We start from the raw sequence: 15,114 nt of genomic DNA, 5'->3' as shown, positions 1-15,114 counted from the left end.
GAGAACAATGTCTCAGGCCCGCATCACCATCGACCGCGACTTCACGATCGCCGACGTCCCCCGGAGACTCTTCGGTTCGTTCGTCGAGCACATGGGTCGCTGTGTCTACACCGGCATCTACGAGCCCGGTCATCCTCAGGCCGATGAGCGCGGCTTCCGCCGCGACGTCCTGGCTCTGGTGAAGGAGATGGGACCGACCGTGGTCCGCTACCCCGGCGGCAACTTCGTGTCCGGATACCGCTGGGAAGACGGTGTCGGCCCCGCAGAGGACCGGCCGGTGCGTCTCGACGGCGCCTGGCACACCGTCGAGACGAACGCGTTCGGCCTGCACGAGTTCATGGCCTGGGCGAAAGAGGCCGACGTCGAGGTCATGGAGGCCGTGAACCTCGGCACCCGCGGTGTCGAGGAGGCCCGCGCCCTCGTCGAGTACGCGAACCACCCCGGCGGCACGTACTGGTCGGATCTGCGTCGCAGGAACGGGGCCGAGCAGCCGTTCGACATCAGGCTGTGGTGCCTCGGCAACGAGCTCGACGGCCCCTGGCAGATCGGAGGCAAGACCGCGGCCGAATACGGGCGTCTCGCGCAGGAGTCCGCCAAGGCGATGCGACTGGTCGATCCTTCCATCGAGCTCGTCGCGGTCGGGTCGTCCGGCCGCTCTATGCCGACGTTCGGCACCTGGGAGCACACGGTGCTCTCGCACGCCTACGACGAGGTCGACTTCGTCTCGATGCACGCGTACTACCAGGAGCACGACGGCGACGCCGAGTCGTTCCTCGCCGAGTCCACCGACATGGACGCCTTCATCGAGGGCGTCATCGCGACGGTGGACGCGGTGAAGGCCGCGGGCAAGCACACGAAGCAGATCGACATCTCGTTCGACGAGTGGAACGTGTGGGATCAGGTGAAGTACAACGACGTCGAGGCGAAGGAGATCGAGAAGGCCGGGTGGAGGCAGCACCCTCGGCTGATCGAGGACACCTACAACGTGACGGATGCCGTCGTCGTCGGGACGCTGCTCAACAGCCTGCTGCGGCACGGCGACCGTGTGAAGATCGCCAACCAGGCGCAGCTCGTGAACGTGATCGCACCGATCCGATCCGAAGAGGGCGGAGCGGCCTGGCGCCAGACGAGCTTCTGGCCTTTCGAGCGCATGGCGCGTCTCGCGAAGGGCCGCATCCTCCGACTCGCCGTCTCGGCGGCGCAGATCGAGACGAAGCGCTACGGCGGCGTCGACGCGGTGGACGCCGCCGCCACGTGGGAGGAGGCGACCGGTCGGGTGGCCGTGTTCGTCGCGAACCGCTCGCTGGACGAATCGAGCGACCTGACGATCGACCTGCACGGACTCGGCGACCTGCGCGTGGTGGAGGCCGAGACCCTCACGATCCCCGAGGGTGGCGACCGCCACACGTCGAACCTCGAGACCGCTCCCGACAGCGTCCACATGGTGCCGCTGGGTGCGGTCGAGGTCGTGGACGGTGCGGTGCGCGCGACCCTGCCCCCGCTGTCCTGGTCGGTCATCCAGCTCGAGGTCGCTCGCGCCTGACCCCGGCCTACGTGCGGGCGATCGCCGCCGTGGTCGCCCGCACGACCAGCCTCGTCGGCAGGGTCACGTTCATCTCCTCGATGGGCTCGCCGGCGAGCAGCGCGAAGACCATCTCCGCGGCCACCGCCCCGAGTCGACGCATCGGCTGCTGGATGGTGGTGAGCGGCAGGGCTCGGCGGGTGGCCTCCGGCACATCGTCGAATCCGACCACCGAGAGGTCCTGCGGCACCCGGAGCCCGAGCTCGTGCGCGACCTCGATCACGGCGATGGCGGAGAGGTCGTTCGCGGCGAACACGGCCGTCGGCCTCTCCGGACCCGCCAGGAGGATCCTCGCCGAATCCCGTGTCGTCTCCAGCTCGTAGCGCCCCGCGCGGATCAGATCGGGATCCACCGGGATGCCGGCGTCGGCGAGCGCACGCCGATAGCCGGCGTCACGCAGTCCCGCGGAGCGAAGGTCGGGACGACCACCAAGGAAGCTGATCCGGCGATGGCCGAGCTCGAGGAGGTGGCGGGTCGCGGTGAGAGCCCCGCCGAAGCTGTCCGACTCGACCGTCGGCAGGTCGGCCCGGCCCGTGTGCGGGTCGATCGCGACCACGGGAATCTCGGCCGAGGCCCCCACGACGGTGGGTGTGACCATGATCGCGGCATCGATGAGCGTTCCGGAGAGGCGGCTGAGTGATCGGCGCTCCCACCCCTCTCCTTGTCCGTGCCGCGACCCGCTGTACGCGAGCAGATCGAAACCGGTGCCGTGCACCGCTGCGCCGACGCCCTTGAGGATCTCGGCGCTGAACGGCTCGAAGTCGGCGAGGAGCACCCCGATCACGCCGGTGCGTCTGGCGCGCATGCTGCTGGCCACCAGGCTCGATTCGTAGCCGAGCTCCTGCACGACGTCGAGCACACGTCGGACCGTCTCATCCGCGATCCCGTAGCGTCCGTTGACGGCTTTCGACACCGTCGACACCGAGACGCCCGCCGCCTTCGCGACATCGTGGATCGTCGTTCTCCCGCTCATGATCGCCCAGCGTATCCGGCTGCGCGCCCGCCATGGAAACTGTTTTCGAAAACGTTTGACGAAGGTTCTCGACGACAGCAGACTGCAACGCGACGCGGTCGCACCTCCTGCCACCGCGGCGCCCGCAGAGACGCGCGGCGCAACTCTCGATGAGGAGAACGATCACATGAACAGCACACGGCGCTCCCTCGTGTCCCTCGCCACGATCGCCACGGTCGGAGCTCTCGCGCTCAGCGGGTGCACGGCCGGCTCGACCGACGACGGCGGAGACTCGGCGATGACCCTCTGGCACAACTCCACGACGGGACCGGGGGTGGAATTCTGGGAGCAGACCGTCGCCGACTTCGAAGAGGCGAATCCCGGCGTCACCATCGACATCCAGTCGATCCAGAACGAGGATCTCGACGGCAAGCTCCAGACCGCTCTGAACTCCGGCGATGCCCCCGACATCTTCCTGCAGCGCGGCGGCGGCAAGATGGCCGCGATGGTCAAAGCAGGACAGCTCAAGGACCTGACCGACTCGATCACGGGTGCCGCCGCGGAGGAGATCTCCGATGCCGCCTACTCGGCGAGCAGCCTTGACGGCAAGATCTACGCCCTTCCCGTTGCCGTCCTCCCCGGAGGGCTCTTCTACAGCCAGGACCTGTTCGATGAGGCGGGCATCGCCGAGAACCCGACCACGCTCGACGAGCTCGAGGCCGCGACCGAGAAGCTCAAGAGTGCGGGGATCGATCCCGTCGCCCTCGGCGCGAAGGACGCCTGGCCCGCAGCGCACTGGTACTACTGGCTGGCCCTGCGCGAATGCAGCTCGGACACACTCGCCCAGGCTGCCGATGAGATGAACTTCGACGACGACTGCTGGGTGCGCGCCGGTGAAGACCTGCAGGCCTTCGCAGCCACCGAACCGTTCAACTCCGGCTTCCTGACCACGACCGCGCAGCAGGGCGCTGCCAGCTCGGCCGGACTGATCGCCAACCACAAGGCGGCCATGGAGCTCATGGGCGCCTGGAACCCGGGCGTGATCGGCTCCCTGACGCCCGACCAGAAGCCGCTTCCCGACCTCTCGTGGTTCCCCTTCCCCGAAGTGGAGGGCGGCGAAGGCGAGCCGGGCTCGATGATGGGTGGCGTCGACGGGTACTCGTGCTCGGTCGATGCGCCGGATGCCTGCGTCGACTTCCTCAACTACCTGGGCACCTCCGAGGTGCAGACCGCCTACTACAAGGCGTTCAACGCTCCGCCGGTGAACACCGTCGCGCAGGAAGCCGTGACCGAGCCGTACCTGCAGGCCATCCTCGAGGCCTACAACGCCGCACCGTACGCCACCCAGTGGCTGGACACCGTCTACGGACAGAACGTCGGCAACGCCCTCAACGTCGCCGTCGTCAACATGCTCGCCGGTCAGGGAACCCCGGAGGACATCGTCAAGGCCGTCCAGGATGCCGCAGCAAAGGCATAGGGTCTCCGCCCGGCTGGAAGTGATCCTTCTGGCCGGGCCGGCCCTCCTCGTCTTCCTCGCCTTCGTCATCTTCCCGGTGCTGATGGCGGGCTACTACGGGTTCTTCAGCTGGCAGGGCTACGGCCCTCCGACCGACTTCGTCGGGCTCAAGAACTACCTCACGATCCTGCAGGATCCGCTGTTCCACGACGCGCTCGCGCACAACGGGTTCATCCTGGTCTTCTCGCTCGTCTTCCAGGGGCCGGCGGCGATCCTGCTCGCCCTCCTGCTCAACCGGCGGATGCGCGGTCAGTCACTGATCCGCGTCCTCATCTTCATCCCCTACGTGATCTCCGAGGTCGTCGTGGGAACGGGATGGAGCCTGATGCTGCAGACCAGCGGTGCGTTCAACGACCTGCTGGAGAAGATGGGCCTCGGGTTCCTCGCGAACGACTGGCTCTCGAATCCGGACATCGCGATCTGGACGCTGATGGTGATCATCACCTGGAAGTACGTCGGATTCGCGGTGATCCTGTTCCTCGCCGGGCTTCAGGGCATTCCCGAGGAGCTGCACGAAGCCGCCGCGATCGACGGCGCCTCGTACTGGCAGATCCAGTGGCGCATCACGCTGCCCCTGCTGGCTCCGACGCTGCGCATCTGGGCATTCCTGTCGATCATCGGCTCGCTGCAGCTGTTCGACCTGGTCTACATCATCTGGGGGCAGTACATCGCCTCCACCGCCGGGACCTCGACGATGGCGACCTACATGGTCTCCGAAGGACGCAACGCCGGCAACTTCGGGTACGGCAACGCCGTCGCGGTCGTGCTGTTCCTGATCTCGCTCGTCGTGGCGCTCGTCTACCAGCGCGCGGTGCTACGACGCGACACCGACGGCGCCCTGACCGGCGCCCCTGCACGGAAGAAGAGGACGACGCGATGACCGCCACCTCGCTACTCGTCACCCAGCGACCGGGGCGCGCCCCGCGCGCGCGGCTGCCGTGGGCCAACCCGACCGTCTACTTCGTCGCACTGATCGTCGTCGGATTGATGCTCGCTCCGATCGCGTACATCATCATCGGCGGTTTCCGCACGAACGCCCAGATCACGACGGACCCGTCAGGGCTGCCGAGCCCGTGGCTCATCCAGAACTACCTCGACGTGATCACGGGCGGCATCTTCTGGCGCCAGGTGCTCAACTCGACCATCGTCGCCCTCGCCACCACCATCGGCGTGGTCGCCCTGGGGCTGATGGCGGCCTACGTGCTCGCCCGCTATCGGTTCGCCGGACGCGGAGTGCTCTACGCGTTCTTCGCCGCCGGCCTCATGTTCCCGCTGACAGTGGCCATCACGCCGCTGTACATCGTGGTGCGGAACCTCGGCCTGATGAACTCCCTCGGTGGGGTCATCCTGCCGCAGATCGCCTTCGCCCTGCCGACGACGATCATCATCCTGGTGCCGTTCCTCCGGGCGATCCCCGACGAGATCCAGGAAGCCGCGTTCATCGACGGATGCAGCAGGATCGGCTTCTTCTGGCGCATGGTGCTGCCGCTGTCGATCCCCGGCGTGATCACCACCGGCATCCTCGCGTTCATCGGCAGCTGGAACGGGTACCTCCTCCCGTTGTTCATCCTCAACGATGCGGCCTCGTTCACGCTCCCCCTCGGCGTGCAGTCGTTCGCCTCCCAGTACTCCGTCGACACCGCGAAGGTGCTGGCATTCACATCGCTGTCGATGATCCCCGCCCTGATCTTCTTCAGCTTGTTCGAGCGTCGGATCGTGGGCGGACTGACCGGCGCCGTCAAGGGTTGACGATGTCGACCGAAGTTCCACAGAAAGAGATGGATGTGCTCTCCCCCACCCCCCGCCCTCAGCTCTCCGCACGCGTGGCGAGCCTCCTGGACCAGATGACGCTGGAGGAGAAGCAAGCGCAACTCGTCGGCTTCTGGGTCGACCAGGGCAACGAACTCGTCGCCCCGATGGCCGGCGAGAAGCGGACGTCCACGCGCTACGAGGAGGCGACCGCTCACGGGATCGGTCACCTGACCCGCGTCTACGGCACGCGCCCCGTCGAGCCCATCGAGCGGGCGAGCTGGTTGTGGGGCGAGCAGGCGCGGCTGCAGCGGGAGACCCGGTTGGGGATCCCCGCTCTCGTGCACGAGGAGTGCCTGACCGGGCTCGCCGCGTGGAAGGCCGCGACCTTCCCGACACCTCTCGCGTGGGGAGCGTCCTTCGACCCCGATCTGGTCGAACAGGTCGGGCGAGCGATCGGATCGTCGATGCATACCCTCGGGATCCATCAGGGTCTCGCGCCGGTGCTGGATGTGATCCGCGACCCGAGGTGGGGACGCGTCGACGAGTGCATCGCCGAGGACCCGCTGCTGGTCGGAACCGTCGGAACCGCCTATGTGCGCGGCATGCAGGCGGAAGGTGTGCACGCCACGCTCAAGCATTTCGTGGGGTACTCCGCCTCTCGCGCCGGCCGCAACCACGCTCCGGTGTCCGCCGGTCGTCGCGAGGTGGAGGACGTGCTCCTTCCGCCGTTCGAGATGGCGGTGCGGGAAGGCGGCGTGCGCAGCGTCATGAACTCCTACAGCGATATCGACGGCGTGCCGGTCGCCGCGGATCCGTACTACCTCGATGAGGTGCTGCGCGGACGCTGGGGGTTCGACGGAGTCGTGGTGTCCGACTACTTCGCCGTCGATTTCCTGCGCACCATGCATCATGTCGCCGCCGACTCCGCCCAGGCGGCCGCGCTCGCGCTCACCGCGGGAATCGATGTGGAGCTGCCCTCTCCCGACGCGTACACGACGCTCGCCGCACAGGTGCGCGACGGGTCTCTGCCGGAGAGCATCCTGGATCGGGCCGTCGGGCGCGTGCTCACGCAGAAGGAGGAGCTGGGCTTGCTGGACGCGGACTTCACCGATCCGCCGCGCGAGGTCGACCTGGATTCGCCCGAGCATCGTGGATTGGCCCGCCGTCTGGCCGAGGAGTCGCTCGTCCTCCTGAGCAACGACGACATCCTCCCGCTCGACCCGTCCGCGTCGCCGCGTATCGCGGTCATCGGACCGAATGCCGACAGCGCCGAGGCATTGATGGGGTGCTACTCCTTCGTCAACCACGTCCTCGCCCACCACCCCGAAGTACCCGCCGGCATCGCGCTGCCGAGCGTGCTCGACGCGCTCCGGGCGGAGCTCCCCTCGGCGACGATCACCCACGCCGTCGGCTGCGAGGTCGACGGCGAGGACCGCAGCGGCTTCCCCTCGGCGATCGCGCAGGCCACCGAGGCCGATGTCGCGATCGTCGTGATCGGTGACCGTGCCGGCCTGTTCGGACGCGGCACGGTCGGCGAGGGCAACGACGTCGATACCCTCGACCTCCCCGGCGTGCAGCGCGCACTCGTCGAGTCGATCGTCGCCACCGGTACCCCGGTGGTGGTCGTCGCTCTCACCGGCCGCCCCTATGCTCTGGGCTGGGCGCTCCCGCCGCGGGCGACCGCCGCCGGGACGAACGCGGGTCTCGGGTCGGTCAATTCCCCCGCGCCGGCCGGCCGGACATCGCCGTCGGAGCAGCCTCCCCTGCCGGCCGCCGTCCTGCACGGGTTCTTCCCCGGGGAGGAAGGAGGCGCGGCGATCGCCGCCGTGCTGAGCGGACGCGTGTCCCCGTCCGGTCGCCTGCCGGTGTCCCTGCCGAGATCCGCCGGCGCGCAGCCGTACTCTTACCTGCACGCCGCCCTCGGAGGACGCACCGATGTGACGAGCGTCGATCCGACGCCTGTGCGCCCCTTCGGATTCGGGCTCACCTACACGACGTTCGAGCACCGGGACCTGACGGCGGACGAGACCGTGACCGCGGGGCAGACGTTCCAGGTCACCGTGCGCGTGCGGAACGTCGGCTCCCGCGAGGGCACCGACGTCGTGCAGCTCTACGCGCACGACGAGGTCGCGAGCGTGGCCCGCCCCGTCGCGCAGCTGGTCGACTTCCGCCGGGTGTCCCTGGCACCGGGTGCGGAACAGGTCATCGAGTTCGCGGTCCCCACCGAGCGCCTCGCCTTCACCGGCCTGGATGGTGTGCGACGCGTGGAGCCGGGGCGCATCCGACTCTGGGTCGGGTCGGCCTGCGACGACGTCGAGACCTCCGCCACGATCGACATCACCCCTGCTCCCTGACGGGCGGGCGGTCCGATCGCGGCGCGCCCGTGACGGATCGCCTCCCGGCCGGGAGAATGGAGACATGTCCGCGAGATCCCGCCGGCCGCTGCTCACGTCGGTGCGCCGCCTGCTGCACACCGATCCCTCGGCCGTCGCGGCCACCGAGGCGATGCCCGTCATCGACGAACGCACGGTACCGCGGGTGCTGGACCTTGCGACCCGTATCGGCGAGTCGATGTTCGCGGTCGGAGCCTCCGCGCACGAGGTGACGCTCGCGATCATCCGCGTGTGCGACGCGTATGGGATGAAGGGCGTCCAGGTCGACGTCACCTACAACTCGATCACGGTGTCGTTCCACCTGAGCGGCGAGGTCTGGCCGGAGACGCTGGTCCGCGTGGTGCGGGTGACGGCTCCAGACCATGCGAAGCTCCAGCGGGTGCAGGCCCTGGTGGCGGACATCGACGACGGACTCGACCTCGAATCCGCGCGCGCGATGTTCCGGGCGATCCGACGGGTGCCCTTCCGCTATCAGCAGCCGGTGGTCATCGTCGCGCGGGCTCTGCTCGCCGTCGGCGTGAGCATCATGCTCGGCGCCTCCCCGATCATCGTCGCCCTCACCTTCGTCGCGGCGCTCTGCGCGGCGCTGACCCAGGCGGCTCTCGCCAGGATCCGGGTCCCGTTGTTCTTCAGCCAGATCGCCGGTGGCTTCGTGACGACCGGGGTGGCGGTCGCCGTGTCGGCTCTCGGCGCCGCGGGGGTCGAACCCTTCGTCGGCATCCGCCCGTCCATCATCGTGGCCTCGGGTATCGTGCTGATGCTCGCCGGACTCACCGTGGTCGGGGCGGCGCAGGATGCGATCGACGGCTTCGCGCTCACCGCGGGCGGACGCATCCTCGACCTCACGATGCAGACGCTCGGGGTCGTGATCGGAATCCTCGTGGGCCTCGAGCTGGGCAGTGTCCTGGGCTTCACGATGGACCTCCCCGACGACCCTGCGCCGTTCGGCCCGCTGCTGAACCAGTTCGCCGGTGCGATCATCGTCGCCATCGCGGTCGCCGTGTTCAACGGCGCCGGGATCCGGATCATCCTGGTGAGCGCACTGCTCAGTGCCGTCACGCTCGCAGGGTATTCGGCATCCATCGCCCTGAACCTGCATCCCGCAGCGGCGAGCGCGGTCGGCGCACTGCTGGCGAGTTTCCTCGGCATGCTGATCGCCCGCAACCTGCACGTGCCGTCCGTCGCGGTGACGACCGCGGCGATCGTCCCCCTCGTCCCCGGTGTGGCCGTGTTCCAGGGTCTGCTCGAGATGGTGCACGCAGCCGGCACCTCGACCGGGATGCTGTACGCCGGAGGTTCGCTCATCGATGCTGCGGTGATCGGCATCGGTCTCGCCTCCGGCGCCTCCCTCGGGTTGTACCTGGGCACTCCGTTGCGTGCGACCCTCGCCAGCGTCGCGAAGACGCGCGCCCGCGTCCGCCGCTGATCCCCACCCGTCTCGCAACCCGAGCCGAACGGCTCACCGCTCCGCGCGGAAGTTGACCCCGACCCGCTCGCCCTGCGCGAAGTAGTGCCGGAACGTGTAGTACATCGGCTTCCAGGCATCGACGTCGACGTAGGAGGTCCCCGGCACCGCCAGCGCCTGATGCACGTGTGTGCGCAGGACTTTCGCATGGACGATGGTGGCGTCGCCTTCCTCATCCAGCGGCGTCAGGTTCGTGACACGAGCCTCCATCTGCACGGGGCACTCGGCGATCCGCGGCGGCCCGACGATCCCACTCGGCCGTGGAGTGAACCCACCGAGCGTCCACTTGTCCGGCTCGAATCGGTATTTGTCCCGCTTGGGTGCCGGGACGTCCGCAACCCCCGTGGTGTCGGCGATCCTCTCGATCGACTCGCACAACCGAGCGTCGGGAAGGTTGATCACGAGTTCGCCGTTGTCGCGGAGATTGCGCATCGCCTTGCCCACGTTGCTCAGTCCCAGGACGTAAGTGTCGCCCAATGCCCATGCGGACGAGATGGGCGTGATGTTCGCGGTTTCGTCGCCGGCCTTCGCCGTGGTGAGCAGGGCCACAGGGGTGCCGAAGTAGAACACGGAGGGTTCGATCGCCAGAGTCGAGTTCATGAGGGCAAGTCTGTGGCTCGAACCGTTCGGGCTGGACCGAACGGTGCGGGCGATAAAATCCTCGACATGGAGGGGACGAGCAGCCCGGAGTTGGCGGCGACGGCCGCCGTGTTCGCCAACGAGGCGCGCGCGTCGATGCTTTTGCTCCTGCTCGATGGAAGGGCATGGACGCTCACGGAACTGTCCAGGGCCGCCGACATCGCTCGGTCATCCGCGAGCGAGCACGCCGACAAACTGCTCGATGCCGGTCTCGTCGAAGAAGTCCGCCAGGGACGACACCGCTACCTCAGACTCGCCGGCACCCGCGCCGCTGACCTGGTCGAGGCACTCGCCGCATTCTCCGGTCGTGTCCGGCCCGCCACGCCGTCGCTCGACGCCCAGCACCGTGACCGCGCCATCAAGGAGGCTCGTACCTGCTACCGCCATCTCGCGGGCACGCTCGGTGTCGCACTCGCTGACGGCATGCGCGCGACAGGCTACATCGAGTCCGATTTCTCACTCACCCCGGCCGGACGAACCTGGGTGGCGTCCTTCGGGATCGAACTGCCGACGCATCCGAGGCGCGCTCTCACCCGCCCGTGCCTCGATTGGACGGAACGACGCGAGCACCTCGCCGGGCTGGCCGCGGACATGCTGCTCGCGACGTTCACGGAGAACGCCTGGATCGAGCGCGTTCCGTCCAACCCCCGTGCCGTGCGTCTCACCGCAGCGGGGAGGGAAGGTCTCGCAGACCTTCTTCCGGGAGCCCCCGTCCGCCGCTGATCCTCCTAGCCGAGCTGATCGAGGACGAGCTCGCCGCGGGCGTTCAGGTTCTCCATCATGCGTTCGATCCGCTTCGAGTCGATCGCCGGCATCTCCGCGTGGTCGAACGCGAGGCTCAACGGGATGCTGGGGTGCATCCAGATCGTGAGCCGGCCGGCGGGGTTCTTCTCCTCCGGCAACCAGGTCATCATGAAGCTCTCATGACGGCGAAGCTTCGTCCCGATGACGATCTTCAGATGCGCCAGCGTCTCGTCGTCGACCACGATCGGAGGACGAGAGCTGTTGTACTCGAGGGTTCCCATGACCTGAGACTACTCGTGTCGACCGACACGGACGCCCCGGCGCGGTCAGGGAACCGGCACGGTCTGCGCGGCGAGCCGCAGCCAGGTCTCCACGACGGTGTCGGGGTTGAGTGACATCGACTCGATCCCCTGCGAGACCAGCCACTCGGCGAGATCGGGATGGTCACTCGGGCCCTGACCGCAGATTCCGACGTACTTCTCCGCACGGCGGCACGCCTCGATGGCCATCGAGAGCATCCGCAGCACGGCCGGGTCGCGTTCATCGAAGGTCGAGGCCACCAATCCGGAGTCGCGGTCGAGTCCGAGCGTGAGCTGGGTCATGTCGTTCGAGCCGATCGAGAAGCCGTCGAAGTACTCGAGGAACTCCTCGGCGAGCACGGCGTTCGAGGGGAGCTCGCACATCATGATCACGCGCAGTCCGTTCTCGCCCCGTCGCAGGCCGTTCTCGCTCAGCAGTTCCGTCACGGCCGCCGCTTCACCGAGGGTGCGCACGAACGGGACCATGATCTCGACGTTGGTGAGACCCATCTCGTCCCGCACGAACCGCAGCGCCTCGCACTCCATGTCGAAGCACGCTCGGAAGTCCGGAGAGATGTAGCGGGAGGCGCCGCGGTAGCCGAGCATCGGATTCTCCTCCTGCGGCTCGTAGAGCTCCCCGCCGATGAGGTTGGCGTACTCGTTGGACTTGAAGTCGCTCAACCGCACGATGACGGGTTCCGGCGCGAAGGCCGCGGCGATCATCGACACCCCTTCCGCGACGCGGCGCACGAAGTACTCCCGAGGAGACGCGTAGGCCGCGATGCGCTCAGAGATGTCGGCACGCAGGGACGTCGGCAGCGATTCATGGTCCAGGAGCGCGCGCGGGTGGATGCCGATCTGCCGGTTGATGACGAACTCGAGTCGCGCGAGCCCGACGCCGCGGTTGGGCAGTTTCGCGAAGGCGAACGCCTGATCGGGAGTGCCGACGTTGAGCATGATCTTCGTCGGGCTCTCGGGCATCGCATCGAGACGCGTGATGATCTCCTCGAACCCGAGCATTCCCTCGTAGACGAAGCCGTTGTCCCCCTCGGCGCAGGACACCGTGACCCGTTGCCCGTCGCTCAGAACGGTGGTCGCGTCGCCCGTGCCCACGACGGCGGGGATGCCCAGCTCGCGCGCGATGATCGCGGCGTGACAGGTACGACCACCGCGATTCGTGACGATGGCGGAGGCGAGCTTCATGATCGGCTCCCAGTCGGGATCCGTCATGTCGGCGACCAGCACGTCCCCGGGCCGGAAGGCGTCCATCTGCGCGAGCGAGGTCATGACCCGTACCGGTCCGGCTCCGATCTTCTGCCCGATCGCGCGACCGACGGTGATCACCGTGCCCGACTCCTCGAGCACGAACCGCCGCATCTCCTTGCCGTCGGCGCGGGAGACCACCGTCTCCGGGCGGGCCTGGAGGATGTACAGCCGTCCGTCGATGCCGTCCTTGCCCCACTCGATGTCCATCGGGCGCCCGTAGTGCTCCTCGATGACCAGGGCCTGCCGTCCGAGTTCTTCCACCTCGGCATCGGTGATGCTGAAACGGACGCGCTCGGCGGCGGGGACATCGGTGAAGACGGTGCTGTCGCCCGCGTGCGTGCCGTCGGCGTAGACCATCTTCACGGCCTTCTCGCCGACCGAACGCTTGAGGATCGCCGGCCGTCCCTCTCGCAGGGCGGGCTTGTAGGCGTAGAACTCATCGGGGTTCACCGCCCCCTGCACGACCGCCTCGCCCAGACCGTAGGAGCTGGTGATGAACACCGCACGATCGAATCCGGATTCGGTGTCGACCGTGAAGAGCACGCCGGAGGCCCCGACATCGGAGCGGACCATGCGCTGGATCCCCGCCGACAGCGCCACGTCGTGGTGGTCGAATCCGTGATGCACCCGGTAGGCGATCGCCCGGTCGTTGTAGAGCGACGCGAACACGCTGCGGATCGCGGCGAGGATGTTGTCGATGCCGCTGATGTTGAGGAACGTCTCCTGCTGGCCGGCGAAGGAGGCATCCGGCAGGTCCTCCGCCGTGGCACTGGATCGCACGGCCCAGGAGACCGACGCGGGCTCGGGATCGGAGTCGACGAGCGTGGCGTAGGCCGCACGGATGTCCTGCTCGAAGGCGGCCGGGAGCGGCTGCTGCTCGATCCACTCGCGGACGGTGGCGCCGACCCGCGCGAGTTCGGCGACATCCGTGACGTCGAGCGCTTCCACGGTGGATCGGATGCGCTCGTAGAGTCCTCCCTCGGCGAGGAAGTCCCGGTAGGCGTCGGCCGTGGTCGCGAAGCCGCCGGGCACGCTCACCCCGGCTCCGGAGAGGTTCGAGACCATCTCGCCGAGGGAGGCGTTCTTGCCTCCGACCTGGGCGACGTCGGCCATGCCGATCTGCGTGAACCAGAGGATGTTCGTCATGTGATCTCCAGAGAGTGGGGCGTCGTGTGCGAGGGGTGGAGACCGCGATCAGCTGCGCAGGCGCATGGACTGCATGATCACGGCGGACATCTCCTCCACGGATTTCGTGGAGGAGTTGAGGAAGGGGACGCGGTTGCGCCGATAGAGGTCTTCCGCGCGGCGGATCTCGAGCGTGCATTGAGCGAGGCTGGAGTACACCGTGTCCGGCCGCCGCTCGTGACGCACCTGACTCAGCCGGAGCGGCGTCGTCGTCAGCCCGAAGCACTTGCTCGCGAACCGTTCGACCGTCGCGGGCAGCCCGTCGGACGGGAAGTCGTCGTCGGTGAGCGGGTAGTTCGCCACCAGCAGTCCGTACTGCAGGGCCAGGTACATGGTCGTCGGGGTCTTCCCGCACCGAGAGGGCGCGATGATGATCACGTCGGCGATGTCGAGCGCCCGCATGCTCTGGCCGTCGTCGTGCTCGATCGCGTACTCGACCGCCCGCATCCGGGCGAAGTAACGCTCCATGTCGCCGACGCCGTGATACTGGCCCAGTTGCTCGGAGGCCGCACTGCCGAGGGAGGCTTCGAGCTCCCGCAGATGCCCGCCGAGGAGGTCGATCACGACCGCGCCCGACGCATGGAACTCCGCGAGGATCTGCGCGGACTTCACGGTCGTGAAGACGATCGGAGCAGCGCCCGCCGGGGTGACCCGGAGATCCCCGATCACGGCGCGGGCGCCGTCCACCGAGTCGACGAAGGGCACGGTGTGGCGGCGGAAGCGCGCGCCGGGGAAGTTCGCCAGAAGGGCGTTCCCCAGGGTCTCGGCGGTAATACCGGTGCTGTCCGAGACGAAGTACGCGTCCCGGACCTCGGCACCGGAGTCATCTCCGAGCACGCCGGCCGGAAGCACGGGCGATGAGGGCTGGCGGGTCGAAGCGTCGGACACGTTCCCGAGCCTAGGAAAGTAACTGCCTTCATCATGAGGTCTTCCCGAGAAAGAATGAGCAAATTTGCTCAGAGGGCAAGCCGGATCCAGGGATGCGGAATACCCCGGATGGGTATATGGTTGTCATGATCCGATACCCCATAGGGGTACACCAGAGGATGGGAGAGGCAATGACGACCAACGAGTACCAGGTCACCGGGATGACGTGTGGGCACTGCGAGATGTCGGTCCGCGAGGAGGTCGCCGAGGTTCCCGGCGTCGACGGGATCCAGGTCAGCGCACAGACGGGCAAGCTCGTCGTCACGAGCACCGACGGCGTGGACGACGCACAGATCCTCGCCGCTGTCACGGAGGCGGGGTACGCGGCCGTGCGCACGGCATGAACGCCGACACCACGGGCACAGTCTCTCACTGAGCCCACCGACGACGATCA

Annotated in this window: 13 protein-coding genes; 8 read left to right on the top strand and 5 right to left on the bottom strand. The window is 67.9% G+C overall.

The window, feature by feature from the left end:
* The first annotated feature begins 7 nt into the window (after positions 1 to 7).
* A complete protein-coding gene (locus tag LVJ59_RS13330) occupies positions 8 to 1,543 on the top strand; it encodes an alpha-N-arabinofuranosidase (protein WP_232763420.1) in 1,536 nt (511 codons plus the stop codon).
* A gap of 7 nt (positions 1,544 to 1,550) precedes the next feature.
* On the opposite strand, the gene LVJ59_RS13325 is transcribed toward LVJ59_RS13330, so the two are convergent.
* On the bottom strand, positions 1,551 to 2,555 hold the full coding sequence (locus tag LVJ59_RS13325; RefSeq protein ID WP_047524277.1) for a LacI family DNA-binding transcriptional regulator: 1,005 nt from the start codon (positions 2,553 to 2,555) through the stop codon (positions 1,551 to 1,553).
* 166 nt (positions 2,556 to 2,721) lie between these two features.
* On the opposite strand from LVJ59_RS13325, the gene LVJ59_RS13320 reads away from it, so the two are divergent.
* The 5 genes from LVJ59_RS13320 to LVJ59_RS13300 all read left to right on the top strand — a co-directional run bounded on the left by LVJ59_RS13320 (position 2,722) and on the right by LVJ59_RS13300 (position 9,621).
* Positions 2,722 to 4,011, top strand: coding sequence for an extracellular solute-binding protein (locus LVJ59_RS13320; protein ID WP_047524294.1), 1,290 nt, complete (start codon positions 2,722 to 2,724; stop codon positions 4,009 to 4,011).
* Positions 3,992 to 4,930, top strand: coding sequence for a carbohydrate ABC transporter permease (locus tag LVJ59_RS13315; protein ID WP_052193815.1), 939 nt, complete (start codon positions 3,992 to 3,994; stop codon positions 4,928 to 4,930). The genes LVJ59_RS13320 and LVJ59_RS13315 overlap by 20 nt, the downstream gene beginning before the upstream one ends.
* The gene (locus LVJ59_RS13310; RefSeq protein WP_047524276.1) at positions 4,927 to 5,799 is read left to right on the top strand and encodes a carbohydrate ABC transporter permease; all 873 of its coding nucleotides are present in this window, start codon (positions 4,927 to 4,929) and stop codon (positions 5,797 to 5,799) included. The genes LVJ59_RS13315 and LVJ59_RS13310 overlap by 4 nt, the downstream gene beginning before the upstream one ends.
* A gap of 95 nt (positions 5,800 to 5,894) precedes the next feature.
* Positions 5,895 to 8,156, top strand: a complete 2,262-nt coding sequence (locus tag LVJ59_RS13305; protein WP_374199083.1) for a beta-glucosidase — start codon at positions 5,895 to 5,897, stop codon at positions 8,154 to 8,156.
* A gap of 64 nt (positions 8,157 to 8,220) precedes the next feature.
* The gene (locus tag LVJ59_RS13300) at positions 8,221 to 9,621 is read left to right on the top strand and encodes a threonine/serine exporter ThrE family protein (RefSeq protein ID WP_232763419.1); all 1,401 of its coding nucleotides are present in this window, start codon (positions 8,221 to 8,223) and stop codon (positions 9,619 to 9,621) included.
* A 33-nt stretch (positions 9,622 to 9,654) separates the two neighbouring features.
* Here LVJ59_RS13300 and LVJ59_RS13295 read toward each other — a convergent pair whose 3' ends face one another.
* Positions 9,655 to 10,260, bottom strand: coding sequence for a flavin reductase family protein (locus LVJ59_RS13295; protein WP_232763418.1), 606 nt, complete (start codon positions 10,258 to 10,260; stop codon positions 9,655 to 9,657).
* A 66-nt stretch (positions 10,261 to 10,326) separates the two neighbouring features.
* On the opposite strand from LVJ59_RS13295, the gene LVJ59_RS13290 reads away from it, so the two are divergent.
* Positions 10,327 to 11,022: a helix-turn-helix transcriptional regulator gene (locus LVJ59_RS13290; RefSeq protein WP_232763417.1), complete on the top strand. Its 696-nt coding sequence runs from the start codon at positions 10,327 to 10,329 to the stop codon at positions 11,020 to 11,022.
* A gap of 5 nt (positions 11,023 to 11,027) precedes the next feature.
* Here LVJ59_RS13290 and LVJ59_RS13285 read toward each other — a convergent pair whose 3' ends face one another.
* Genes LVJ59_RS13285 through LVJ59_RS13275 form a run of 3 tightly spaced genes read right to left on the bottom strand, consistent with a single transcriptional unit; the run spans position 11,028 to position 14,630 of the window.
* A complete protein-coding gene (locus tag LVJ59_RS13285) occupies positions 11,028 to 11,324 on the bottom strand; it encodes a hypothetical protein (protein ID WP_134352195.1) in 297 nt (98 codons plus the stop codon).
* Positions 11,325 to 11,369: 45 nt separating this feature from the next.
* Complete coding sequence (gene ppsA, locus LVJ59_RS13280; RefSeq protein ID WP_232763416.1) at positions 11,370 to 13,754, bottom strand: phosphoenolpyruvate synthase; 2,385 nt, start codon at positions 13,752 to 13,754, stop codon at positions 11,370 to 11,372.
* 48 nt (positions 13,755 to 13,802) lie between these two features.
* Positions 13,803 to 14,630, bottom strand: coding sequence for a pyruvate, water dikinase regulatory protein (locus tag LVJ59_RS13275; RefSeq protein WP_232763611.1), 828 nt, complete (start codon positions 14,628 to 14,630; stop codon positions 13,803 to 13,805).
* Between the two features lie 221 nt (positions 14,631 to 14,851).
* Here LVJ59_RS13275 and LVJ59_RS13270 point away from each other — a divergent pair, with 221 nt between their 5' ends.
* Entirely contained in the window at positions 14,852 to 15,064 is a 213-nt protein-coding gene (locus tag LVJ59_RS13270; RefSeq protein ID WP_047522544.1) for a heavy-metal-associated domain-containing protein, read from the top strand.
* The last annotated feature ends 50 nt before the right edge of the window (positions 15,065 to 15,114 follow it).

The sequence above is a fragment of the Microbacterium sp. KKR3/1 genome, from assembly GCF_021272365.1.
Classification (GTDB): domain Bacteria; phylum Actinomycetota; class Actinomycetes; order Actinomycetales; family Microbacteriaceae; genus Microbacterium; species Microbacterium aurugineum.
This window is presented reverse-complemented; position numbering and strand designations above follow the sequence as displayed.

Excerpts from the sequence above, each read along its gene's own strand:
- LVJ59_RS13300 (WP_232763419.1), top strand. The coding sequence starts at position 8,221 with ATGTCCGCGAGATCCCGCCGGCCGCTGCTCACGTCGGTGCGCCGCCTG.
- LVJ59_RS13325 (WP_047524277.1), bottom strand. The coding sequence starts at position 2,555 with ATGAGCGGGAGAACGACGATCCACGATGTCGCGAAGGCGGCGGGCGTC.
- LVJ59_RS13320 (WP_047524294.1), top strand. The coding sequence starts at position 2,722 with ATGAACAGCACACGGCGCTCCCTCGTGTCCCTCGCCACGATCGCCACG.
- LVJ59_RS13315 (WP_052193815.1), top strand. The coding sequence starts at position 3,992 with ATGCCGCAGCAAAGGCATAGGGTCTCCGCCCGGCTGGAAGTGATCCTT.
- LVJ59_RS13330 (WP_232763420.1), top strand. The coding sequence starts at position 8 with ATGTCTCAGGCCCGCATCACCATCGACCGCGACTTCACGATCGCCGAC.
- LVJ59_RS13270 (WP_047522544.1), top strand. The coding sequence starts at position 14,852 with ATGACGACCAACGAGTACCAGGTCACCGGGATGACGTGTGGGCACTGC.
- LVJ59_RS13285 (WP_134352195.1), bottom strand. The coding sequence starts at position 11,324 with ATGGGAACCCTCGAGTACAACAGCTCTCGTCCTCCGATCGTGGTCGAC.
- LVJ59_RS13310 (WP_047524276.1), top strand. The coding sequence starts at position 4,927 with ATGACCGCCACCTCGCTACTCGTCACCCAGCGACCGGGGCGCGCCCCG.
- LVJ59_RS13295 (WP_232763418.1), bottom strand. The coding sequence starts at position 10,260 with ATGAACTCGACTCTGGCGATCGAACCCTCCGTGTTCTACTTCGGCACC.
- LVJ59_RS13305 (WP_374199083.1), top strand. The coding sequence starts at position 5,895 with ATGACGCTGGAGGAGAAGCAAGCGCAACTCGTCGGCTTCTGGGTCGAC.
- LVJ59_RS13290 (WP_232763417.1), top strand. The coding sequence starts at position 10,327 with ATGGAGGGGACGAGCAGCCCGGAGTTGGCGGCGACGGCCGCCGTGTTC.
- ppsA (WP_232763416.1), bottom strand. The coding sequence starts at position 13,754 with ATGACGAACATCCTCTGGTTCACGCAGATCGGCATGGCCGACGTCGCC.